The organism is Pseudochryseolinea flava (assembly GCF_003286915.1).
GTDB lineage: Bacteria > Bacteroidota > Bacteroidia > Cytophagales > Cyclobacteriaceae > Ohtaekwangia > Ohtaekwangia flava.
In genome coordinates, this window is record NZ_QMFY01000011.1 from 131,929 (window position 1) to 156,953 (window position 25,025).

Consider the following 25,025-nt stretch of genomic DNA (forward strand, 5'->3'; position numbering starts at 1 on the left):
ATTTAGAAAAGCGAGAGCTCGCAAAAATGCCGTCAATGGAAATGACGAAGACCTTCGCCAAAAACTTCGAAAAATATTACAATGATAATTTTGGACTTCGAAGTCAACTCATCAATTGGGGAAGCTTGGTGAAATTAAAAGTTTTCAATTCGCCCATCAACAACGACAACGTAATTGTCGGTGACAACAATTGGATTTTTTACAATGGTGCTGACGGGAAAGACGCTATCTATGATAGCTATACACACCGCGATAAATTGAATGAGGAGGACCTAGAAGAATATTGTCAAAAGCTAATTGATAAATTCGAGACCAATAAACGAGCAGGCATAGTTTATATTCCAGGTTTTTGGCCACAAACACACACCATTTATCCCGAACTGCTTCCTCAAAAAATGAAGATGCAAATTCGAGGCTCAACGTCAAAAGCAGATCAAATAATAGAATACTTAAAACGTACAAATGCAGCTGTACAATTTTTCGACGTACGGCAAGCCCTTCTCAGTAAAAAGAAGGAACGAAGGCTCTATCTTAAACTTGATTCGCACTGGAACGAGTTAGGCGCATTTTATGCCTACGAGTCATTCTTGAATCAGCGATTTGAGCAACTACAAGTAGTGCCGAAAAAAATAACCGACTTTGAGATTACTTGGAATGAAACAACGAATGGAGACCTCGTGAATTTATTGGGCGTAACCACCACAACGGCATTCAAAGATACAATCCCCACATTCACCTATCGCCATGATGACATTAAAGTGGAATACCTCTCCACTGATGGATATCCAGAAGAAACGATCATTACACGCTGCGAAACGTGTACGAATAAAAAAAGGGTACTTGTCTTCCGTGACTCGTATTCGTCTGCTGTTCAACGATTCCTTTCACTGCACTTTTATGACATTACTTTTTTGTGGAAAAAGTATAACCAGAAATATGTTGATGAGTACAAGCCGGACATCATCATTGATGTTCGAGTCGAAAGATATTTATAACCTACTTTGCAAGGCCTTTCACAATGCGGAAAGGAAGCATCAGAATTTCGCCGATCAATTTGAAGACCGCTTCAACTGTAAATCCTATAATCCGGAAGGGCAATAAGATCAGCCAAATAATAGGATAAAAAATGATGAGTAGTAAGGCTAATGGCCAACACATCATAAACAAAATACACCAAAGGATAACTATCAATAAAGTTCTCATAATGCGGTTTTGACGACGTCTTGCAAATTGAACGCCAGAGATAAATACCACTAGAAAGCTTATTTTGATGTATTTCCTGTTACACGCTGTTACATATTGAACAGCATGATGAACGAAAGTGTACACTATTTATTGAGGGCCGCCTACATCGATCAAAACACGCGATAGAACTTTTTCCCAAGCATCATACTTCGATGGCTTCTGAAAAACATGGGAAGCCCCCGCGTTGCGAAGTGTATCTTGAACCGTTTGACTTATCGTTGTCGAATAAATGATTATCGGTGTGTCATCAAATGTTTCTTGCGAACGCAATTCCCGCAGACATTCTAACCCGGTTTTGCGTGGCATATTCATATCGATGATAATCATATCAGGGGCAACAATAAACTCTGTTGTGATTACACGAACCGCCTCGTCGGGGTAAAGAAAGCTAATACATCGTGCCGATGGCGCTACTTTTTCCAAAGTTTCCTTCATGATGTCTAAATCATCCGGATCATCGTCGATCAATACTATTGTTTTAGACATTTTGAAACTGTTGATAATTTCCTCTAGCACTATCGAAGTCGAACTAAATCATTACACATAAATAATCATTTCCTGTGAAAGCAAAAGAGAATAGCGATGGAATGTATAAGGTATTTTTCGAGTGTGATATCTACATGTATCTTTGTTCTTCAAAGTCAAACCTTGCCGATACTTGAACTCATTCTTACCAGCGCGCTAGCGTTCATCGCCACAAACATCGATGACCTATTTTTACTAACACTTTTTTTTGGTGACAGACACTACAAATCCCCCAACATCTACATTGGACAAATTATGGGTATAGGTGTGCTGATTGGTATCAGCATCATCATCTCCTATGCGGGAAATTTCATTTCACCGGTTTTCATTGGTTTTCTGGGACTGTTTCCAATTTATCTTGGCGTCAAACAGTTATTTAATAATGAAGACGAGGAGAATGAAAATATTTCGATATCACCGAAGAACATGATTATTGGTGTTGCTTTGGTAACAATTGCTAACGGTGGTGATAATGTCGGCGTATATGTTCCGCTCTTTGCAGCGCTGTCATCTTTTGAAAAAATAGGAATGGTCGGCGTGTTCTTGCTAATGACTTTGTTGTGGTGTGTCATTGCAAATTACCTTTCCAACCATCCCCTGCTGAAACTCACGCTATCAAAATATGGGCATCGAATAACGCCATTTATCTTGATTCTGCTCGGTATTTATCTCTTGTACGAGAATAAAACACTGTCGCTCCTATTCTAGTGTCTATATCGCGGCGTTTTCACCAAGCGCTGTTTCCGGATGTTAACGTGTTTTCCTTTAGGATACCTGACGGTAAAAGCATTTGTCAACTCCACGTTCTGGCCTGCAGGAATTGTTTTCAACCATTGCAATCTTCCGGACAAAGCATCCATTGAAGCATTGCTAACATCGTCCCGTTCGACGGTGATATCGCTTTCTTGCGACACCGGAATTTGATCTTGAATCTTGATCGTGATTGGAACGTTCCGATTATTCTTTATTAGGATTTCATATTTGAATGCTTCAGAACGTTTTGTGCCAATCAATTTTGTCTCACCCTTATCTTCCAACTTCGCGCGACTTACAATGATCTGATTGTCGCGCCCTAGCGAAAGTTCTAATGTATCTGACATTGAACGCGTGTTGATCCTGGATTGTCCAATGTATGCGTTTCCAAAATACACATTTGCATCGCCGTCAATCAAATTGAGTTTTTCCCATCCGGCAACTTTCGCGATGAGGAACGCGCTTAAATCGATTTTTGGAATCGTGAGATATTCAAACGTGGCATCAAGCGATGCTGTGCTCAAGTCGATCCAATAAGGTTGTATGCGCGAGGGGACAGAATGTTTTTTTTCAATGGGAAAGGTCGTACTCATTTCCGCAACGGCAATCTCCTCATCAGAAGATTCAGCATTTTGCACAGCCATCGCATTCATGTTGTTATTATACTGCAGCTGACCTTCGTTTGCGGCCGAATTGTAATTGAGCGTCCATGCCGTAAGGTAAGGTCGCGAGGCGTTTAACGATGGATCTCCTGTTGATAGACTAATCTTCACATCCTTCCAATCTATGCCTGAGGCATTGTAAAGCCTTGCTTTGTATTTCAGTGTAACAGGTCTATTAACCTCCGTGGCAACAAGGTCATAAGCCGCGCTCCACCCAGCCTCGGTAATCAAGTAACGATACGTGAGCTCTATTTTTTGTGCAATCGGTGAAGACAAAACAACTTCAACCTCTTTTCGCAGCGGCTTAATCTGCCCTAAACGCGTATCATATTGCAACCTCAGTGTGTCCGATTCTGATTGTAGTTTTTTTAGCTTACGGTTCAAAAGAGAAAGTGCATTGTTGATTTTTAAATTTCTCTCCCGAAAAAAATCCGCTGCTTTATTTAATTCCAGTAGCGACACCGTTGTTTGCGATCCGCCTAAATGCTGATTCTGTTTCAACATTTCTTTTTCGGCATGAAAGGCGTCGACTTGATTTTGAATAACTTCCAAGCGCTGTTGCAGCGACTCAAGCGAATCTCGCAACATGCGCAAATTTTGATCTGCTTTTGTGGGGTCGACTGCGACTTCGTTAGTTGCTACCGAAAGTAGTTCAATGCCCTTGGGTAAGGAAACCTGGACGCTGTTTTCCACAGTCGAGATTGGCAAACCCGCAAATACTACCGTCGTAGTACCCTCTTTTAAGGAAATGGGCGCCACCGACTTAACCTCCGCCGCCGTGAGGTACAGTGTAATTTCATCTGTCTTTGAAAGCAGATGCAACCGTTGCTGACCATATGCCGTCTTTACAAGACAAATTAACAGACCGATGATGATTAAGATTCTATCCATAATATAATATTGATTTAACAAGTTAATCCATTCAAACTAGCGATGCTGAATTTTCTCCTTATCTTTTTATCCTGAATCCAACTATGGAAACGACACTTAAGTTACTCAAGCCCGCGCTCTCACAACGACTTTTTAAAGGTGACCTTGCGCCAATCTTCTACATTAGTGTTGCAAAGCTTGTTTTCCACTTTGTCATAAACGCAACCGGTGGCTACGGAATTTTCCGAGACGAATTATATTATTTAGCGTGCGCTGATCACCTCGCAGCAGGCTACGTAGACCAGCCCCCGTTGTCGGTATTCATGCTAAAATTTTCAACCCTTGTCTTTGGCGATTCCCTTTTTGCCATTCGTGTTATTCCTGCGTTGTGCGGTGCTGCAACGATTTTCATCACAGGCCTCATAACCCTTCGCCTTGGCGGAAAATGGTTCGCTCAAATATTAGCCGGCCTATGCTCATTCACACTGATCAGCATCGGCATGAATTCACATTTCTCCATGAATAGTATTGACATTTTTATTTGGACCGCTGTTGGGTATATCGTGTTGCGCATCATTCAAACTGAAGACAAAAGATTGTGGCCTATACTCGGCCTTGTATTAGGCTTAGGCTTGCTCAATAAAATTGGTGTGCTTTTCCTCGGGTGTGGTCTTTTTATTGGTCTGGTGATTACACCACAACGCAAGTGGTTAACGACAACATGGCCCTACGCTGCGGGTATTATTGCGCTCATCATTTTTTCACCATACATCATCTGGAATATGCAGCATGATTGGGCACATCTAGAATTTATTAAGCGCGCATCCGAGGGTAAATATTCTGGATTAAGTCCATTGAAATTTATTGGCGATCAATTTTTGATGAATAACCTATTGGCAAGTGTCGTGTGGATAGCCGGTTTGTTAACGCTTCTTTTCCACGCACAGCTTAGCCAATACAGGTGGCTCGCGTTTTTATTTTTAGGTCCACTCGCTATTTTCATTTTAAACGGCACAAGCAAGGGCGAGTATCTCGCGCCGGGATATGCAATCCTATGGGCAGCAGGTAGCGTGTGGTGGGAAAATCTCACGGCATCTAAAATGGGAACACTAATCGTAAGACCGCTTTTGATCATCCTGATCTTTTCTCTCACCGTGGTGGCCGCGCCATTGGCTGCGCCTATCCTCCCCGTTGACAAGTACATCGCTTACGCAAAAGCGCTTGGAGAAGAACCGTCATCATCAGAGTCGAAAGAACTTTCCGAACTACCGCAGCATTTTGCTGACATGTTCGGATGGGAAGAGAAGGCACGTGATGTAGCAATTGTTTTTAACAAGCTGTCTGCAGAGGAGAAAAAACGCTGCGCAATTTTTGGAACAAATTATGGTGATTGCGGCGCCATCGACTATTATGGTAAAGCTTACGGACTCCCGAAGGCCATCGGCAATCACAACAATTATTGGATCTGGGGGACACGCGAATACACCGGCGACCTAATCATTATTATGGGTGGATCACTTGAAGACCATATCGAAAATTTTGAAAGCGTCACGCAAGAGATTGTGTCCGACTGCCAATATTGTATGCCTTACGAAGACAACATGAAAATTTTTCTCGGAAGAAAATTAAAAGTCAACATCAAACATGTTTGGCCGAATGAAAAACACTATGACTAGTCTACACTGAAGACAATTTTCTTTACTATAAGGTAGGCGTCTGCTACAAGTATTTCTTGTTTCTTCAGAAAAGGTTTTACATTCGAATAATGAATAAATTCCGTTTATGAAAAAATCGCAGCACACTTCCCTTTTCATATTGATGATCATGACCATTTTGATGAGCTGTAAATCAACAGACCGTGCCACAATTGTTGACCGATCTGGACAATTGCAAGCGAAGGGTAATCGCATCGTCGATCGCAACGGTACGCCTATACAACTCTACGGGATGTCATTCTTTTGGAGTCAATGGATGGGCAAATACTACAACGCCGAAACTGTGTCGTGGTTAAAGCAAGATTGGAATTGCACTATTCTTCGTGCCGCCATGGGTATTGAAGGCGGCGGCTATTTACAAAATCCAGCGAGAGAAGAACAAAAAATTATAACCGTAGTAGATGCGGCAATAGCAAACGGATTGTATGTCATTATCGATTGGCACGATCATCACGGAGAAAACCACCTTCAAGAGTCAAAAACATTCTTTGCATCCATGGCTAAACGGTATGGTGGATACCCTAATGTGATCTACGAATTGTATAATGAGCCGCTTCAAGTTTCTTGGTCGAAAGTTTTGAAGCCATATCATGAAGCAGTCATTGATACGATCCGGAAGTACGATACAAAAAATCTAATCGTGTGTGGCACGCCCAACTGGTCACAATGGGTTGATTCAGCTGCGCTCGATCCGATCAAGGATTCGAATGTGGCATATACGCTTCATTTTTATGCAGGCACACACAAGCAGGAGCTACGGGACCGCGCAAAGTTCGCACTCGACCGTGGTATTGCGCTCATGGTAACGGAGTATGGTACAACTGATGCCAACGGCAATGGCGCAGTAGACACCGAAGAGACAGAACGTTGGTTTGCGTTTATGGACGAGTATAAACTTAGTGGATGCAACTGGTCTGTGGCCGACAAAAATGAAAGCTCGGCAGCACTTAAGCCAGGCGCTGCTCCGAGCGGCGGTTGGTCGGAAGATATGATTAATCCATCAGGGCTTTTAGTTCGATCAAAACACAAGCGTCAAAAGCAGTAACAAAAAAAAACACTGCATTGGTTTTAACGCAATGCAGTGCCGGCGGATACAATTGAATTTTGAACAAACCTAAACCTACTACGTCCTACACGAATTCAACATTCAATCAGTCGCCTATTTAAGAACTAGAATTCTTCGATTTCCTTGCGGATCTCTTCTTTGGTTTTACCGAGTCGCTTTTGCAGGCGTCCGTATAACTCTTCTTCTTTACCTTCTGCAAAAATTAAATCATCATCGGTAAGTTGACCGTATTTTTGCTTCAGTTTTCCCTTCATCTCATTCCAGGAACCTTTGATTGTTAGCTTTTCCATAAAACAGAATTTTAGTTAAAAATGCTCGAAAGCATCCTGTATTATGGCTTAAAAAACTGATGCCAAATAAATGGACGTTGTGAAAACTAAATCTTTTCGATTACCGCTGTAGAATAGCTTGCGGGATTTGAGGCATTCCGCTTGCGACTAGCGGAACGTTTCTTAGGAGAAAATCTTCGTTTTAGGAAGCGAACAATACGTGAAGAACTGCGAAAGACTACAATGGTGATGAACACGAGTCCAGCAATAATGACGATGCTCTTCCAAATAGTGAGTAGAATAAATTCCATCAATTCAAAAAAAGGAGTGAACCAATCTAGAAAAACCGCTTTTCCTAAGCGACAATTCTCAATTAAATATCCTGATTTTTCAACAAATCATTGCAACATCTATTCATTTTCTTTTGTGCAAATCTTACGTCTGCATGCGCTGACAAATTCTACGGAGATCGTGTGCTAAAGCGTAAACGATACCCAGCGGATTTGCCGATTGCGTAATGGTATTCGAAACCTTGATGGGCATTTTATCGGAAGGTGTGCTTTTATGCAGCAGCTGATTTTCGGCATGAGTCAATTCTTGTTCAATCGCCAACGCGAGTTGATCGAGGTGATCATTTGCAAACGCCGACTTCGGAAGCCCGGTCGGAATGGCCGCGATGTGCCCCGTGAGCATGTGGTTAGCAATAACTAACTGATGGATCGCTACCGAATTTCCATTTTGACCAGGCTCAACAAGCATCGCTTGAAATTTATCGGAGAGGTTCGCCAATGCGACAATTGCTTTTGATCGCGACTGTGGTCGTCCTGTCAAATGGCCGTGCTCGTCTGACGTTGAAGCTGTCCAAACATCGTGAAAATATTGTCGGTTCGCAGCGATCATCTCGGCAAGTGAGGCCTCAATCTGCTCATGCTCCCACAGCGGTAAAATGAATCTTGCCGCGATGGCCGCGATCACTGATCCGATCAAGGTATCGATCACACGCTCTTTCACCAAATGTGAAATCTCTCCCGGATTTAAAAAGTGGAAAGTAATGATGATGAATAATGTCAAGAAAAAAACGAAAGTGAAGTAGTTCACCCGCAAGAAGCTGTATGCTAAGAGCATGCACAGTATCATCACCACCAATAGAATAGCCGTATTGGTCACCACCGCGAGCATCCCCAGCGCAAGGAAAGCACCAAAAAAAGTACCGCTCAATCTTTCAATATTTCGTTTTCTGCTTTGCGTGTAGATCGGCTTAAGAATGGTAAGGATCGTTAACAAAACCCAGTAGGTGTGAGACAGCGACAACAATGACGAGAGTAGATAGCCAACAATTAATGCAAGCGTAAGCCGCAGTGCGTAGCGGAAATGATTCGACGAAAGTGTTAAGTTTTCACGAAGTGTGTCCCAGTCAATGGGCTGGGCAGAGACCTGCTTTGCAACTTCCTCAATACTCGAAGTTGCCTTTGAAATATCGACTTCATTTCGGCTATATAACACAAGGCGTTGTAAACCATTCGCCATAAAACGAATATTCTCAAGCGTACCTAACAGCGCGTGAACATCCGCGGCTGATAAATCATATTGCGGACTTTTAATCAGCACCTCTATCGCAGAGAGGTTTGAAGAAAGATCAATATTCTTTTTTATCGCCACACCCGATTGGATCCGGAACCCGGCATGCTCAATCTCCGCGGCAAGTTGAAGAATCACACCGTGAATTTTCACCAAGATTTCAGAGTCCTTTAAATTCTTGTGAAGAGATTCATATTGCTGATGCGACTTCAAGCTGCTTTCAAACAGGTCCATTGCATCAAGAAAAAGCATCATCATACTTCTGCTTTTCGGGCTGGCATCCGCTACAAACTGTCTTGTTTTGAAGAGCAGGTCGCGTGTTTGCTCTTCCGTACGGCGAACCTCAACCTGCGCAAGCATAATTCGGCGAAAGCAGTCATGAAGATTTGCATTTTGACCATAAAGTGAACCGCGCGCTTTTACGTAGTCCGCAATCGTTATTAAGTTCTCACCAATAGCCTGCTCTGCCAATCGATATGGTCGAAGTCGGTAGAGCATTAGACTCAGCATTGTATACCACAATCCACCTCCCGCCACCAAAGCAACCTCACGCAGAAGAAATTGTTCTTCGTCATAACGGGAGACGAAATTCAGAAGCATGATTACCAACGCGAGCGTTCCAACGGCCCCCGCGCGAGCACCATAGATGCCCAACAACGCGAGCGAAAAACTAAACAGCGTAACGCCCAGCAAGAGCAGCGCTGGATAATCGCGAATCAAAATGGTAATGAACACAACGATGGTATTCAGTGCAATCGCCGCAAGCATTCCATTTCTACGTTGATGAATGGGACCAGGCATGTCGGTGATACTGACGAAAAGCGCACCCCATAGAAATGGCATCCCCAACGTTAGCCAGTCCATCCTAGCCATGATGAACGTTGGTAACATCACGCCAGCCGTTATTCGCAGGCCCGTGCTCCAGTATTGACTTGTTGTAAATTTCTGAACCTCTCTTAAATAATCTCTACCACTAACCATTTCGGTAAAAGTAATGTATCATTCGAAAATTATCTCATCCTACACCATTTACTATTTTCAACATCGTTTGAAAAATGAACTTTGTTCAGATGCATGGGACTACTACCTTTGTTTCTTTCCCATCACACATTATGGCTGAAGAAAATCAAGATCCAAAACTCGTTCCAATACCGCCAACGTTTCATGCGTCAGATACGGGAAAACCATTTGATCATTGCCTCATGTGCAATCAATATCTACTCGACGAAGGTACGCCGTACATGATTGAAAAAGCGGTGAAGCAACATCCGGAGATGAATGTCGTTGAAACTATCTTTGAATATGCGATGTGTATGTTTTGCGCTATTCGAATGCATGAATCGTTAAGCGTGGAATCGCGCGAAAGGATCAGTGCATATTTCCAGTCGAATGTAAATTTTGAAAAGCGACACTTTGATCTTTTGGGTCAAACCGATGACATCGCCAACTGGATTGGTAAATGCGCCGTGAAGCGCACGCCGATTTCAGAAAGTAGCGAGTACCAACTCGTTGCTCAATGTGAAGGCAAGAACTTGGTGTTTTCCGCGATGCCGTTTGCGTTATCGCTTGCCGCAATGGAAGAAATGTCGTCGCTTTTGAGCGCACAAAGTCTTGGTGAAATTGATGACTTTATTGGTAAGTATTTTTCTGGACCACCCGAAGTAGCTGCATTGTTGAAGAAAAAATTCGTAATGGTATAGCGATCGGTACAGATCGACGACAAATGGATATTGATTATTGCTATGATTGATTTAAAAACAGATCACAAGTATAGCGAAGTTGCCGATCGCATTCAGTCATTGATCGACAAACGCATTTTGAAAGTTGGTGACAAGCTTCTTTCGGTTAGAGCTTTGAGCAAAGAACAAGGAATCAGTTTGAGTACTGCATTCCAAGCATATTACTATTTAGAAAGTAAAGGGTTGATCGAGGCGCGTCCTCAAAGTGGCTATTATGTAAAATATTCTCCCGAACATGTCTTAGATCTCCCGCGCGTGTCGGACCCTATTGATGATGCTTTGCCCGTTGGTGTTGATGACATGATCAACAGTGTATATCTCGATCTTCGTTCTGAAAAGCTCTTGAATTTTTCCATGGCAGCACCGTCATTCTCGTTGCTACCAATCGCAAAGCTGAACAAAGCAGTAATGCATACGTTGCGCGAAACGGACGCAAGTTGTACCAATTATGAGCATGTGCAAGGAAGCCTGCCCCTCCGAAAGCAAATTGTGAGACAAGCTTTTAATTGGGGAGGTAGAATTAACGAAGACGATGTCATCATCACGGCGGGCTGTGTCGAAGCTCTCTCACTCTGCATTAAGGCGATAACCAAACCTGGCGATGCTGTCGCGATCGAAAGCCCGACATATTTTGCAATCTTCCAGGTGATGGAAAGTCATGGACTAAAAGTCGTGGAGATTCCTTCAGACCCACAGACAGGAATAGACCTCGATTATCTAGAACAAGCTATCCCGAGATTTGATATCAAGGCTTGTCTATTTGTACCGAACTTCAATAACCCATTAGGCAGTTGTATGCCCGACGAAAATAAAAAGCGCCTCGTCGATATGTTGGCGAAGAAAGAAATTCCACTTGTCGAAGATGACATTTACGGCGAGCTGTATTTTGGAAAGACTCGCCCAAAGACATGCAAGAGCTTCGATAAAAAAGGATTGGTATTGCATTGCAGTTCATTCTCAAAATCATTGGCGCCGGGCTATCGCATTGGATGGACTATTCCCGGAAGATTCAAAGAGAAAGTAATTCGCCTGAAAAGAATGCACACCGTCTCAACCAATACGCTCGCACAATCGGCTATTGCTAATTTTTTAGAGAACGGCCGCTATGAGCTACACCTTCGACACCTTCGGAAAGCTTTGCACACACAAGCACTCCGATATATGCAAGCTGTCTGCAAATACTTCCCAGAAGACACGCGCGTGACTAGACCGACAGGAGGTTTTATTTTGTGGATCGAAATGAATGAGAAAGTCAATGGATTTAAACTGCATAAGAAAGCGCTGAAACACAACATCGGCATTGCCCCTGGACAGATCTTTTCCGCGCAAGGGCAATTCGAAAACTGCTTCCGAATTAGCTACGGAGACCCGTGGAGCGAAAAAATTGAAGAAGGCATTAAAACCTTGGGAAAATTAGTCCGGGATTTCGGAGGTCGTTGATGGTTATGTTTCGTTAATCGTTAATCGTTAATCGTTAATCGTTAATCGTTAATCGTTAATCGTTAATCGTTAATCTTATTTCTTTTCCATCACTGAGATTGGGAAGTCGTTTCCAGTGATATAACCTGTTGGATACTGCGCTTGTCCACCATATTGTTTGGTAAGGTCGGGAACACGTTCTTCCATGTACAGCTTAATTTCATTCACCGTAATCTTTTTATCACCATTGTCTGCTTTGCCGTCGAGTGCCTCAAGTAATGCATACGTAAATACACCGTGTTTCAGTTGCTCAAATTCGGTTGCAAATTGTTTCGATCCACTCGATGCGATCATCACTACGCCAGAGCTTCTTGCCAACTGAACGATAGCCTTTTCATCAGCTGCCGCAGCACGAACGTTCAATGACTTCAGCGCTCCTCCCGAATGACAAGCATCCATCAAGATTATTTGCTTCTGAGATTTCAGTTGTGTTAAGTAGCCCTTCAATTCTGTGGCAGAAATTCCTTTCGCGGTCAATTGTGTGGGATCGCCGTAAAGTTTTGTGATGTCCGTCGGCACAAGGTAATACTCTTCGTTCTTCTCTTCGTCGAGCGTTCCGTGCCCCGCATAATAGAAAACAAAAACATCTTCTGGTTTCGCGCGATTGATGATCGACTTAAAGCCTGTCACGATATGATCCTTTGTTGCATCCTCATCATACACGGGAACAACATTCACGCTTTTAAAAATTGTTTTACCATGATTTTCCAACGCCTTCACAAAAGATTCCGCATCACCACGCGCGTAATTCAGGTTGTATGCGGCGTTCTGATATTTGTTGATCCCCACAGCGAGAACATGCAACGACGAAGTAGCAATCGCTTCACCGGTATAGTCGATTGTCAAAATATCTGGCTTAGATTCAATGCGCTGAAAATTAACAACCTTCACGCGGAACTCATTGGTCTCGTTCACCATCTCCACAGCATAAGTCTTCGACATCTTTTGACCTTCGCCCTTGGTTTTAAATTCTGTATCGCTAATGATTAGCTTATCGTTTTGATAGATGTCGATTTCCTTAATGCCACCACCGCCGTCGTAAACATCGATCGTGATTGGTATCGTTCTGGCTTGCGTAAAGAATTTACCCTTATCGTAACGCAGCAGATCCGTTTGTCGCATCGTTACAGAAATATCAAAAAATCCAACGGAGGGTCTATGCAGTTTGCTAAGGTCAAAGATACGTTCGCCTGATTCCCGTAAGATATCTTCGACACGTTTACCTTGCACAATACTTTTCGCCATCTCCTTCGGGCGATACAGTATTTCGAAGTATTGTTCTGCAGCATAGAAATCCGCGAGGTGATTTATGCCACGGTTCACGTGCCAACCAAAATACTGGCTACCCGACGATGAACATGAAAAATAACCACGAGGTGTCCAGCAAACCCACTCGTTATCTTCCGTGAGAAAGAGCGTAGCAAAGGGTATGACCATCTCTCCCATTGATTTGTATGCAATCTCCAAATCTTTATAGGCCTTATTGCCATGTGTCTTCAAGAAGTCCATGACATCGCGCCATGCTTTTTTTGTTGGTTCCTTCGTGAGTGAATCGATGGGAAGTGAAGAAAAGAAATTCGACCAATCTTCGTCGGCAAAAACTTTGCGAAGCGACGGCGCATAACCTGTCTCATCCAGTTTCCATAAAATGATCGATTGGTCTTCACCGCCCGACGCTAAATACTTTCCATCACCAGTCACAGCAACTGCTCTCACAGCGCCATAGTGACCAACAAATTCCTTGCTGAGGAATCCATTCTTATCAAAAAGTTTCAATGCAAAATCACTCGCAACAAGAATATTGCCGTCGGCCATTACTTGATAATCCAGGATGCGGTCACTCGGATCAATTTCTATAACCTTTCCCTTGGGAAGTTCAAGAACATTGACAGCCGTTTGAACAACATCTTTATTCAGTGTTTTCGCAGTGGATGTTAATGCACCAGGATTTCTATTGACAGTAAGTGATGCAAAATCAAAACTCGATTTAAACTGCGGCTTACCATTGGCCGTTTGTTCACGACATACATAAAGATTCAGGCCTTCTCCAAAGGCAAGATCTTGAATGGCACTCCCCTTACCTTTGATGCGTCGTACAGTCAGTCCGTTGATTGGATTCCACAATAAAATTTCATTGTTCATACCGCCTGCAGACGCCACTACGTAGTTACCACTGGTAGACGGTGAAAATGCTGCGCTGAAAACTGTGTTATCGTGCGCCGTATAATTTGTAAAGAGCGTTCCCTTGGGAAGAGACCAGCTGAAACCTTTTCCAGAAACATTTAATCCGATCAAAATTTTCGAGTCAAAAGAAAAAGCAAGTGCATTGATGGGACTCGTGATCATCTCACTATCGCGTTCATCGCGCTCAGTCGGCTGTGGCGTGCTTTTGAATTCTACCATCACATGCCATTCGCCTTTATCATTTCGCTGCCAGAGACACATTTCATTCATCAGCGTGCTTGTAGCGAGATAACTACCATCGGGAGAATAAAGTAGTTTATTCAAAACACCTTTGTGGTGCTTCAACACTTTAGGCATAAACTTCGCCACACCTTGGTCAAGACCGATCAGTGGAAAAATGAGAATGTCTTTGGCTTCATGCGCGACCGCCAATTCTTGGTTGATACTGTTGAACGACACGCATGCAACAGGCGAAGGAATTGTAAGTGTAGCTACAGAAGTTAGGGCAGGCTTATTTTCAATCTTCCAAACCTTCACGGTACGGTCGGCGCTACCGCTGGCGAGGTAGCGACCATCTTTGTTAAACGCAAGCGTAGTGATGATCTCAGAATGTCCAACAGCTGTTGCCACTTGAACACCTTTTTCGATATCGATTAAGACAATATAATTTTCTTTTTCTGTGCTCACAGGGTAACCTGCTACAGCAAGAAGTTTTCCGTCGGGTGATATGGCTGAGGCATACAATACACCTTCTGAGCCGTCACCAACTTGTGACTCAAATTTCTTAGTCATCTCGCCATTGTCAACGTTCCAGATGCGAATGGTTTTATCTTCCGACACGGAGATAATGCGCGTACCATCGGGCGTGAACAACAGGTTGTTAATTTTGGCAGAGTGACCTAAAGGATTGATCACGATACGAGGAGCTTGCGCGACGGCGGTCGACGAAATAGCTACCAATATCAAGAAGAAAAAAGTATTGAGGCGCGCCATAAAATTTCCGGGATAACTGGGTAAAGTTATCTAAATTTTATGGGGATTGCGAATTACGTTTCGCAGGTAAAAAACCCTTATAAAGGAGGGTTTTACGTGGCGGTAAAAAATAAGATTGGCTCGAATTATGCGTGTTTAGTCACCTTGTGAGGCCAAAGGTAATTGTCATTACTCTTCGCTACATCCCGGCGCTCCACAGCATTGTTCAACCTATCCACCTGCCAGAAGAAGACACCAAAAAATCCAATTACTGAGATAAAGACTAAAATCATATTCGTAGTGTTTGGTTTTGGTTCTACAAAGATGGCCTGTTTCCGAGCGGCGAACGGGTTATAGTCGTCGCTTCCAGCACAGAAGTAAGATCGGTTGAGGATTTGTAAATTTTTGAGCAGAGGAGACCGCCAGTGTAAATGCGCATGATTTTGACTATACTCAAGCTATCTTGCATCCTAGTTGAATTGAAAACCAATGAATTATGAGTATTAATAAAGGAAACAGGGCAATGTTGTGGACCGCTGCCCTGATGTTGACGACGACGGTGACCGTTTCCGCACAGGACGCCATTTCCACCCCGAAAGACTGGTTTTTACGCGATCCTGAAGCAGATTCGCTGTTGGGCGTGAGCGCCGAAAAAACATATCAGACGCTTTTAAAGGGCAAACCTTCACGTACTGTTTTGGTCGCCGTAATTGATTCCGGAATTGATATTGAGCATGAAGACCTGAAAGATATTATCTGGATCAACGAAGACGAGATTCCCGGAAACAATATCGACGACGACAAAAACGGCTACGTTGACGATATCCACGGATGGAATTTTATTGGTGGAAAAAATGGCAACGTTGCAGAAGACACCTACGAAGTGACGCGAGAATACGCGCGCTTGAAACCCAAGTTTGAATCTATCGATTCAACGAAAGTTGGAAAGAAAGACAAAGCTGAATATGCGTACTGGAAAAAAGTAAAGAAGAAATACGACAACGACTTTAGCCACAACAAAAAACAATACGACGAATACAAGAAGTATTATGAGCAATACACTGCGCTTCACCAGAACCTTAGCTACTTCGACAGTTTGTTGGAAGCACGCATGGGGAAACCAACAACGAAGCAGTCGTTAGAAGGATTTACAACAAGCAACGACACGTTAAATTACGCGAAGGAATCTTTGTTGCAGATCATGGACCGTGTGGGAAGTCAACTTCAAGTGGAGCTAACCGGTCAAGAACTGGTGGCTATGCTGAAAGAAAACATCGCTCAAATTCAAGAGGGTATTGATCATTTTCGTGTTGCTGTTGAATACGGCTACAACACAGAATTTAATCCACGTACAGTAGTGGGTGATGATCCAAAAAATCTTACACAGAAAGGTTATGGCAACAACGATGTAGAGGGGCCTGACGCAAAGCATGGAACACACGTTGCTGGAATTATCGGCGCCGATCGCAAAAATACATTGGGTATCCGCGGTATCGCCGACAATGTTCGCATCATGTCTATACGTGCTGTGCCGAATGGTGATGAACGTGATAAGGATATTGCAAACGCAATCATTTACGCGGCGGATAACGGCGCGAAAATCATCAACATGAGTTTCGGTAAATCATTTTCGCCTAACAAAGAGTTAGTAGACAAAGCCGTAAAATATGCAGAATCGAAAGGTGTGTTATTGATTCACGCTGCTGGTAACGACGGCGACAACCTCGACGAAAAAGATAATTTTCCGAACCGTGATTTCAGCGCTGGTGGAAATGCAAAGAACTGGCTTGAAATTGGCGCATCGGCTTGGGGCAAAGACAAAGACTTCGTTGGCTCTTTCTCTAACTATGGAAAAAAATCAGTTGATCTTTTTGCACCAGGCGTACAAATTTATTCGACAACGCCAGGCAATCAATATGAAGACCTCCAAGGAACAAGTATGGCATGTCCTGCAACGTCGGGCGTCGCAGCGATGTTGATGTCATATTTCCCAGACCTTACGGCTGCAGAAGTAAAAGACATCTTGCGTCAATCGACACGTAAATTCGATGGCTTGAAGGTGGTGGTACCAGGCGGTAAAGATGAAGTTTCCTTCAGTGAGTTAAGCAGCACAGGCGGATTGGTGAACGCGTACGACGCTGTGGCACTTGCGATGAAGTATAAAAAACAACCCGCTTCGAAATAGCGTACACAAAACGTCCGCTTACGATACAAAACCAGTATAAAAAAGGTGCAGCGAAAAATTTCTGCACCTTTTTTCATTGGCAAAAATGAAAAAATACCTCGTCTAAAGGGATAAACAAATTTCATAATTACCGATTCATCTACCGACATTGGCTGTAACCTTCTAACCCAACTGAAATAGTAGACTTTTTGAAGTGAAATAAAATCAGCCTTAACGCGTGTACTGCCGCTTTCAGTAGACATGTAGCTTTCTTCACAAATGCAGTAAGTGATGAAGGCGTTCATAAAGTTTTTTTTCCTCCCCATAGTGTTGGTGATTTTGTTCACCTTCACTTCGTTCTCAGCTCCACGGCCTGGTTTTTACATTCCGGAACCCATCGAAGAAGTATCATTTCGTTACAAGATGGCAAACAATCTTATTGTTCTCCCTGTCACCATCAATGATAGTATCAACATCAATTTGATTTTAGATACAGGGTGTCGAAACCTCGTACTCTTTGGAAAGCGCTTCCAAAAACTGTTAAATTTCGACCCGAAAAAGGTTGTGCAATTTTCTGGTCTTGGATCTGGTAGCGCTGTTGTCGGAAAACTTTCGCTTCATAATAAGGTATCCATCGATCAAGTGATCGGCGAAGAAATTCCGATTGTTGTGATAGAAAAGAGAAACCTCTTTCAGACCTTCGACCAAGTTCATGGTGTTATCGGCTATGACATCTTCACAAAGTTCGAAGTAGAAATCAATCCGTCAACCCAGATGATCACGTTCCGACCAGCCGCTTCAGCGACACTTTCATCCGAATTTCAACAAGTTCCAATCCGAGTCGAAGACTCTAGGCCCTTGATTGATTGTCGTGTGGTGTTCACGAAAGACAAAACACATATCTGTGATTTGATGATCGACACCGGCTCTGCATTAGGATTGTTGCTAAAAACTACGGACATCGACCAATACTCCTATAACGGAAGAAGAGCGCTACTTGGACGTGGCTTGAATGGCGAGATTCATGGCTTGGTAACAACTACAGAAAAGTTGATCGTGAGTAATTTCGAGATGAAAAATCTCTCCACCGGCATCATTCAATCGCCGTGGCATAATTACGCATCGATCGGAATGGATGTATTAAAAGATTACAGCATCGTACTGAATTATTGCAAAGGCTACGCTGGCTTTAAAAAAGTGTAAACCATTTTCATTCTGCGACATCCCTCATTTTTAAATCATCCCCTTGGTACATTAAGTGATAAAAGATCATTGCATTTTGCTGCGATGTCTCTAATATTAATGTGTTTTTCCAAGCGGATGATTTGATGAAAAGGCACTTCACTTTGTTTCATGTTTTCGTGCTGTATTGGGCCACCAACGCGGTAGCACAATCTTACGACTATCGCTTTCAGCATCTGCAGGTAGACCAAGGGTTGACGCATAATGAGGTGACATGTTTTTTTAAAGATGAAACCGGGTTTCTTTGGATCGGTACAACCGCAGGCCTTAACCGCTTCGATGGATATACGGTACGCACCTTTGTGAACGATCCTCGCGATTCAACTTCGATTAGCGACAGTTACATTAAACTGATTACGTCATTCCCGGGAGGAAAACTTGGCATCATTACACCGACGGGGTTCAATATTTACGATCCAAAAACGGAGCGTTTCCAAAAATCCTCTTCTAAAATTTTAGGATCTTATGGCCTTCCCGACGAAACACTCAGCGATATCATTCGAGATCGATCCCAAAATTTTTGGACAATCTATCGTGCGGGAGGTGTATATCGCTACAGCTTGAAGAATGGAAACGCACTGCAGATCAAACATCGTGATTCTGATCCGAAAACAATTGCCACCGATTCCGTAACAGGGTTTGCCGAAACGCAGAACAAATACTGGATCATCCATAGCAACGGGATCTTCGAACAGATATCGTTAGAGGGTCGAGTCCTTTATCGCAATGATTTTCTCCACCAACAAAATAAGGGCGTTAACCTCGATTACAGGATATACGGCGACAGTGAAGGTAACCTTTGGATGTATGCTGCCAACGGCACGGCGGGTGTGTATTGCTATCATGTTTCTACCAACCGTTTTCGACATGGCTATCAAGGTTCACCGGATATCAAGCTGAACAATAACATCGTCAGGAGTTTGCTGGAAGATAATCGCGGCCAGATTTGGATTGCTACTGACCACGGGGGAATTAATGTATTCAACAAAGAGAATAATACGGTTCGTTATATCCTTCATCGTGATGACGACGACAAGAGTCTCGGACAAAACAGTATCAATGTATTATATAAAGATCGTGACGGTATCATTTGGGTGGGTACCTATAAAAAAGGACTAAGCTATTTTCATGAGAACCTGATTCGTTTTAAACTTTATAAAAATTCGCCTGCTGATCCCACCAGCATCCCCTTTTCGGATGTTAATCGATTTGTTGAAGACGACGATGGAAATTTTTGGATTGGCACAAACGGCGGAGGACTCATATACTTCAATCGTAAGCACAACACGTTTACACAATACAAAAACAATCCGAACGACCCGAATAGCTTAAGCAACAATGTGATTGTGAGCTTGCTTATCGACAGTGACAAAAAACTTTGGATCGGCACATACTATGGTGGTTTGAACTGCTTTGACGGAAAAAAATTCAAACGCTATCAGCATAAAGTTGGTGATGAAAAGAGTTTACCCGACAACAACATTTGGGAACTTTTTGAAGATTCACGTGCTCAACTGTGGATTGGAACTTTAAGTGAAGGATTAGTTTTGTTTGACCGAAAGAAAGAAACCTTTACGCAATTCAAACCAGGAGATACAAACTCCATTCATGACAACTACGTGTCTGCGCTTCATGAAGATAAAGCAGGGAATTTGTGGATCGGCACAGCGCGAGGCATCGATGTCTTGATGCGCCAAACCGGCCGATTCATTCATTACAAAGCAAACCCAAAAGATTCGACCAGTTTAAGCGACAATGGTGTACTCGACATCTTTGAAGATTCACGTGAACAAATATGGATTGCAACAAAAAGCGGGTTGAACTATTTTGATAACGCTCGTAAGACGTTTACTGTCCTTACAACCGACGATGGACTTCCTAGTAATACAGTTTTAACCGTTCGTGAAGACAACTATGGTGATTTATGGATGAGTACGCCCAGCGGAATTTCTCATCTTGTGATAGGAAAAAATAACGCAGAAAAACAATTCACTTTCTATAACTATGATGAAGCAGATGGATTGCAAGGAAAGCAGTTCAATGAAAACGCTGCTTGTAAAACTGACTTAGGTGAACTGATATTCGGCGGTGCTAACGGCTTCAACATATTCAAGCCTGAACAACTCGGTAAAAATTTACGCGAACCAGACGTTGTTATTTCTGAATTTCAACTCTTTCAACAGCGTGTTAGGCCGGGTGAACAGATTGACGGTAAGCCCCTACTGCCTACATCCATTTCCGTAACAAAAGAAATAACGCTACCGTATGACAAAAACTTTTTCACCTTTGAAATCGCTGCACTAAACTTCTTTCATCCAGAGAAAAATCAATATTTATATACGCTCGAAGGACTCAATGGCGGTTGGTTAAAAGCCGACAACAAATCGCGTAAGCTCACCTTCACCAACCTTGACCCTGGTCACTACGTATTAAAAGTTAAAGCCGCGAACAATGACGGTGTTTGGTCGCATGAGAAAACAGTTTTAAATATTCACATTCTTCCGCCATTCTGGAAAACGAGGATGGCATTCCTTATCTACTTCATTTTACTACTGCTCGCATTGTTCATCACTCGAAAATTAATTCAGCAGCGGGAGCGCATGAAGTTCGCCATCAAACAAGAGCGGCAAGAAGCGATACGAATGCATGAACTTGATATGATGAAAATTAAATTTTTCACCAATGTGAGCCATGAATTTAGAACGCCGCTAACGCTGATATTAACGCCCATTGAAAAAATCCTCCGTCAAACTACCGACGTCGATCATCAAAATCAATTCCGATTAATTCAACGCAATGCCAAACGACTGTTGAATTTAGTGAATCAACTGCTAGACTTCCGAAAGATGGAAGTTCAAGAAATTCGTTTTAATCCTTCCGAAGGCGACATCATCCAATTTATTCGCGAGACTGCAGGATCATTTTCAGATCTATCGGAGAAAAAAAATATCGCTTTCAATATCGATACAGATCTACCTTCTCTCGAAACGGTGTTTGATCAAGATAAACTTGAGAAAATACTATTCAATCTTCTCTCAAACGCTTTCAAGTTCACGCGCGAAACGGGTAAAGTACAAGTTCATGTTTCATTAGATGACGCTGCTAAAGAAAAATGGTTGATCATCTCGGTAACAGATTCCGGCATCGGCATCCCAGCGGATAAACTTGACAAAATATTCGATCGGTTCTTTCAAAATGAGCTACCAAAAAGTATCGTAAACCAAGGTAGCGGTATTGGATTATCGATCACGAAAGAATTTGTTAGAATACATGGTGGTACAATCACTGTTGAAAGTGACGTTGATCGAGGCAGTACCTTCACGGTTCGTCTACCCATTACAGAAGTGTTCGAACAAACTAACATTTCTAAAGTCAACGAAGTTGAAATACAAGAAACACTCACGGCGCCGTTTGCCAATCAAGAATCGGATGTTGCAGCAACCCATAAACCCACGATATTATTGGTCGAAGACAATGAAGATTTCCGTTTCTACCTTAAAGACAACTTAAAATTTGAATTCAAAATTATTGATGCCGCCAATGGCTTAATAGGATGGCAACAAACATTACAACAGCTGCCGGACCTTATTGTGAGCGACGTAATGATGCCGGAGATGAACGGGATGGAGTTGTGCAAAAAAATCAAGCAAGACCAACGGGTATCACATATTCCGGTTATCCTTTTAACAGCACGAACAGAGGAGGAACAAAAGTTAGAAGGTCTTCAAACAGGTGCCGACGATTATATCACGAAGCCATTCAGCTTTGAGATACTTATCTCAAGGATAAGAAACCTGATTACACAGCGTGAAAATTTCCATAAAGCTTTTCCCTTACATCATGAAGTGAGAGCAAGCGAACTCAATATCACATCACTTGATTCAAAATTTATTGAGAACGCCATTAAATATGTAGAAGAAAATGTTGGTAATGCAGATTTTTCCGTTGAAGACCTCAGTCGTCAGATGGGCATAAGTCGCGCCAATTTCTACAAAAAAATATTGTCGCTCACTGGCAAGTCACCGCTGGAATTTATCCGAACAATTCGACTTCAACATGCAGCACAATTACTTGAAAAAAGTCAACTGACGGTGTCCGAGGTTGCATATGCTGTGGGATTCAACAATCCAAAATACTTCGCTCGATATTTTAAAGAGGCATATCATGAACTGCCGTCTTCGTATGCAGCTCGAAAACGCAAGGCGTCATCAAGCTGAATTATTTGTGCGATGGTTTCAACATCCCATCTAAATAAAGTTGTTGACCTGGAGTCGTTGCATCAAGCAGATATGTTGTTGAACCATAGCGAAGCGTGGCACGCTTGCCAAGTTTCGTAAGCACTTCGACGAAATCCAGCTTCCCATCCTTCCATGAAACATTCAACTCAAATCCACCTCGCGCACAAACGCCATTGATCGACCCAGTGGGCCATGCCGTTGGTAATGCTGGAAGAAGTACAATTTCATCTCCATGACTTTGTAAAAGCATTTCTGCGATACCTGCGGTCGCGCCGAAATTTCCATCAATTTGAAAAGGTGGATGATTGTCGAACAAATTCGGTAGTGTAGACTTCTCTAAAAGCGAAGTAAGATTTTGGTGCGCCGCATTTCCATCGAGCAGTCGCGCAAAAAAATTGATAATCCATGCTTTACTCCATCCTGTGTGACCGCCGCCATGTGCAAGACGATAATCTATTGTTGCGCGTGCAGCCTTCATGAGCGCAGTATCCTTCGACGTAATTTGATTTGCAGGATGCAAGCCATAAAGATGTGAGATGTGACGATGCCCAGGTTCCGGCTCTTCAAATATTTTCGACCATTCCATAATGCGACCGTCGTCACCGATCGCTGTTGGTGTCAGCAAGGCCAGTTTCCCTTGAAGTTGCTTTCTGAAATTTTCGTCAGCCTTCAGCACCAACGATGCGGCAATCACATTTGAGAATAGATCACGAATAATCATATGGTCCATCGTCGGTCCCATAACCATTGTAGCCACTTCACCTTGTTTTGTTTTGATCGTATTCTCTGGTGAAATAGAAGGGCCACTGACTAATTTCTTTGACTCAGGATCCTTAACAAGCCACGAAGCACAAAATGTTGCCGCGTCTTTCATCACCGGGTACGCTTTTTCTCGAAGAAACTTCTCATCTCCTGCATATTGATAGTGCTCCCAAAAATGTCGCACACTCCACGCCAGTCCCATGGGCCACATTGCCCATTGCGGATGTCCATATGTTTCAGTGAAGTGCCACGCATCCGATGTAAAATGCGCGACGCTACCCGGCAGGCCGTACATACTCTTTGCTGTCTTTTTACCATCGGTGTTTAAGGCCGTGAGATAATTGAGGAACGGTTCATGCAGTGATGACAAGTTTGTTACTTCCGCGGGCCAGTAATTCATTTGAATGTTAATATTGATATGATAGTCGGCATCCCACGGCGGATTTAGACCATCAGCCCAAAGGCCTTGCAAGTTTGCGGGTAGTCCACCAGCACGTGAGCTACTAATGAGCAAGTACCGACCAAAGTTAAAATAGAGTTCAAAAAGTTTTTCATCCGAAAGACCATCCTTCAAGGCAAGCAATCTTGCATCTGTCGGATAACTGCTTCGACTCGGAACATCAAGAGAAAAACGACACGCATTGAAATATGTCTGATAGTCGCTGACATGTCGTGCTTTTAGTTCATCGAATGTTTTTGATTGTGCTACACTTTGTTGATTGCGTGTGACAATATTCGGATCAACACCAAAATAGTTTGTCGCTGCGGTAATGACGACGGTTACAGAGTTTGCATCGTTCACACGAAGCACTGTCCCGACTTTCTCCACTGCACCACCCTCGACAACAAGTTTAATCTTTGCAGCGAACGTTACACCCTCGGGTTGAACCTTGTGATAAATTTCGATCTCCGAATCGGTGTATAAAACGTTTTGAAAATTCCCAGGCCGTGCAATAGAAAGATCAAAAGATATCGACGCTGGTTTTGACGCGGTTAATCTACAGACTATCGCTTCATCCGGCGCTGAAGAGAACACTTCACGTCGATAGTAAATATCTTTCACGCCATAGCTAACAGATGCCACGGCGGTACCGAGGTCAAGGTCACGTCGATAGCTGTGAACATCATTTTGTTTTGGAAATTCAAGCACTAAATCGCCCAACATTTGATAGCTACTGTGAATTTTCTTGTCACCCATCATCGTTTGCTGAGCAAGCCGCTCCGCTTCCTTGTAGTGACCACTAAAAAGTAAAGCACGAATCTTCGCTAAAGATTTGGCAGCAGCCGGATTCACAAAATCATTTCTGTTCCCAGACCAGATCGATTGTTCATTCAATTGCAGGCGTTCTCTTTCGATGCCACCGAAAATCATGGCACCAATTCTTCCATTGCCGACAGGGAGCGCCTCATTCCAGTTCAACGCAGGATGATTAAACCAAATTTTGGTATCGGCTGCAGTCTGCGAAAAACCGAGTAATGCAGTCACACAAAAAATGATTGTGAGAAATGATTTTGTTATGCCCATCAAAGTTTGTTAATACTTAAAAATAAAAAACGGAGCG

At 43.0% G+C, this 25,025-nt stretch carries 16 protein-coding genes; 9 read left to right on the forward strand and 7 right to left on the reverse strand.

Annotated elements, in window-relative coordinates; translation table 11 throughout:
• Positions 1-35 precede the first annotated feature (35 nt).
• Positions 36-995, forward strand: coding sequence for a DHHW family protein (locus DQQ10_RS19630; protein WP_165824020.1), 960 nt, complete (start codon positions 36-38; stop codon positions 993-995).
• A 337-nt stretch (positions 996-1,332) separates the two neighbouring features.
• Here DQQ10_RS19630 and DQQ10_RS19640 read toward each other — a convergent pair whose 3' ends face one another.
• Positions 1,333-1,731 (reverse strand): response regulator, encoded by a 399-nt coding sequence (locus tag DQQ10_RS19640; protein ID WP_112748625.1) that lies wholly within the window; start codon positions 1,729-1,731, stop codon positions 1,333-1,335.
• A gap of 162 nt (positions 1,732-1,893) precedes the next feature.
• Between DQQ10_RS19640 and DQQ10_RS19645 the strand changes: the two genes are divergently transcribed.
• Complete coding sequence (locus tag DQQ10_RS19645) at positions 1,894-2,478, forward strand: cadmium resistance transporter (RefSeq protein WP_165824021.1); 585 nt, start codon at positions 1,894-1,896, stop codon at positions 2,476-2,478.
• Here DQQ10_RS19645 and DQQ10_RS19650 read toward each other — a convergent pair.
• A complete protein-coding gene (locus DQQ10_RS19650; protein ID WP_112748627.1) occupies positions 2,475-4,076 on the reverse strand; it encodes a DUF4139 domain-containing protein in 1,602 nt (533 codons plus the stop codon). The genes DQQ10_RS19645 and DQQ10_RS19650 overlap by 4 nt on opposite strands.
• An 83-nt stretch (positions 4,077-4,159) precedes the next feature.
• On the opposite strand from DQQ10_RS19650, the gene DQQ10_RS19655 reads away from it, so the two are divergent.
• Positions 4,160-5,731, forward strand: a complete 1,572-nt coding sequence (locus DQQ10_RS19655; RefSeq protein ID WP_112748628.1) for a glycosyltransferase family 39 protein — start codon at positions 4,160-4,162, stop codon at positions 5,729-5,731.
• Between the two features lie 106 nt (positions 5,732-5,837).
• Positions 5,838-6,815, forward strand: coding sequence for a glycoside hydrolase family 5 protein (locus DQQ10_RS19660; protein WP_112748629.1), 978 nt, complete (start codon positions 5,838-5,840; stop codon positions 6,813-6,815).
• Positions 6,816-6,940: 125 nt separating this feature from the next.
• Here DQQ10_RS19660 and DQQ10_RS19665 read toward each other — a convergent pair whose 3' ends face one another.
• From DQQ10_RS19665 to DQQ10_RS19675, 3 genes are all read right to left on the reverse strand, one after another.
• A complete protein-coding gene (locus DQQ10_RS19665; protein ID WP_112748630.1) occupies positions 6,941-7,126 on the reverse strand; it encodes a CsbD family protein in 186 nt (61 codons plus the stop codon).
• Between the two features lie 86 nt (positions 7,127-7,212).
• Positions 7,213-7,416, reverse strand: a complete 204-nt coding sequence (locus DQQ10_RS28000) for a hypothetical protein (RefSeq protein ID WP_112748631.1) — start codon at positions 7,414-7,416, stop codon at positions 7,213-7,215.
• Between the two features lie 124 nt (positions 7,417-7,540).
• Positions 7,541-9,664: an FUSC family protein gene (locus DQQ10_RS19675; protein ID WP_112748632.1), complete on the reverse strand. Its 2,124-nt coding sequence runs from the start codon at positions 9,662-9,664 to the stop codon at positions 7,541-7,543.
• 74 nt (positions 9,665-9,738) lie between these two features.
• Here DQQ10_RS19675 and DQQ10_RS19680 point away from each other — a divergent pair, with 74 nt between their 5' ends.
• Positions 9,739-10,383 carry a hypothetical protein gene (locus DQQ10_RS19680; protein ID WP_133259704.1) on the forward strand — a complete coding sequence of 215 codons (645 nt, stop codon included), beginning with the start codon at positions 9,739-9,741 and terminating at the stop codon, positions 10,381-10,383.
• A 42-nt stretch (positions 10,384-10,425) separates the two neighbouring features.
• A complete protein-coding gene (locus DQQ10_RS19685) occupies positions 10,426-11,862 on the forward strand; it encodes an aminotransferase-like domain-containing protein (RefSeq protein ID WP_112748634.1) in 1,437 nt (478 codons plus the stop codon).
• 75 nt (positions 11,863-11,937) lie between these two features.
• On the opposite strand, the gene DQQ10_RS19690 is transcribed toward DQQ10_RS19685, so the two are convergent.
• A complete protein-coding gene (locus DQQ10_RS19690; protein WP_112748635.1) occupies positions 11,938-15,078 on the reverse strand; it encodes a caspase family protein in 3,141 nt (1,046 codons plus the stop codon).
• Positions 15,079-15,553: 475 nt separating this feature from the next.
• On the opposite strand from DQQ10_RS19690, the gene DQQ10_RS19695 reads away from it, so the two are divergent.
• The 3 genes from DQQ10_RS19695 to DQQ10_RS19705 all read left to right on the forward strand — a co-directional run bounded on the left by DQQ10_RS19695 (position 15,554) and on the right by DQQ10_RS19705 (position 22,680).
• The gene (locus DQQ10_RS19695; RefSeq protein WP_245970476.1) at positions 15,554-17,242 is read left to right on the forward strand and encodes a S8 family peptidase; all 1,689 of its coding nucleotides are present in this window, start codon (positions 15,554-15,556) and stop codon (positions 17,240-17,242) included.
• Positions 17,243-17,512: 270 nt separating this feature from the next.
• Positions 17,513-18,424, forward strand: a complete 912-nt coding sequence (locus tag DQQ10_RS19700) for a retropepsin-like aspartic protease (protein WP_112748636.1) — start codon at positions 17,513-17,515, stop codon at positions 18,422-18,424.
• Positions 18,425-18,549: 125 nt separating this feature from the next.
• Positions 18,550-22,680, forward strand: coding sequence for a hybrid sensor histidine kinase/response regulator transcription factor (locus DQQ10_RS19705; protein WP_112748668.1), 4,131 nt, complete (start codon positions 18,550-18,552; stop codon positions 22,678-22,680).
• Between the two features lies 1 nt (position 22,681).
• Here DQQ10_RS19705 and DQQ10_RS19710 read toward each other — a convergent pair whose 3' ends face one another.
• A complete protein-coding gene (locus tag DQQ10_RS19710; protein ID WP_165824023.1) occupies positions 22,682-24,949 on the reverse strand; it encodes a glycoside hydrolase family 95 protein in 2,268 nt (755 codons plus the stop codon).
• Between the last annotated feature and the right edge of the window lie 76 nt (positions 24,950-25,025).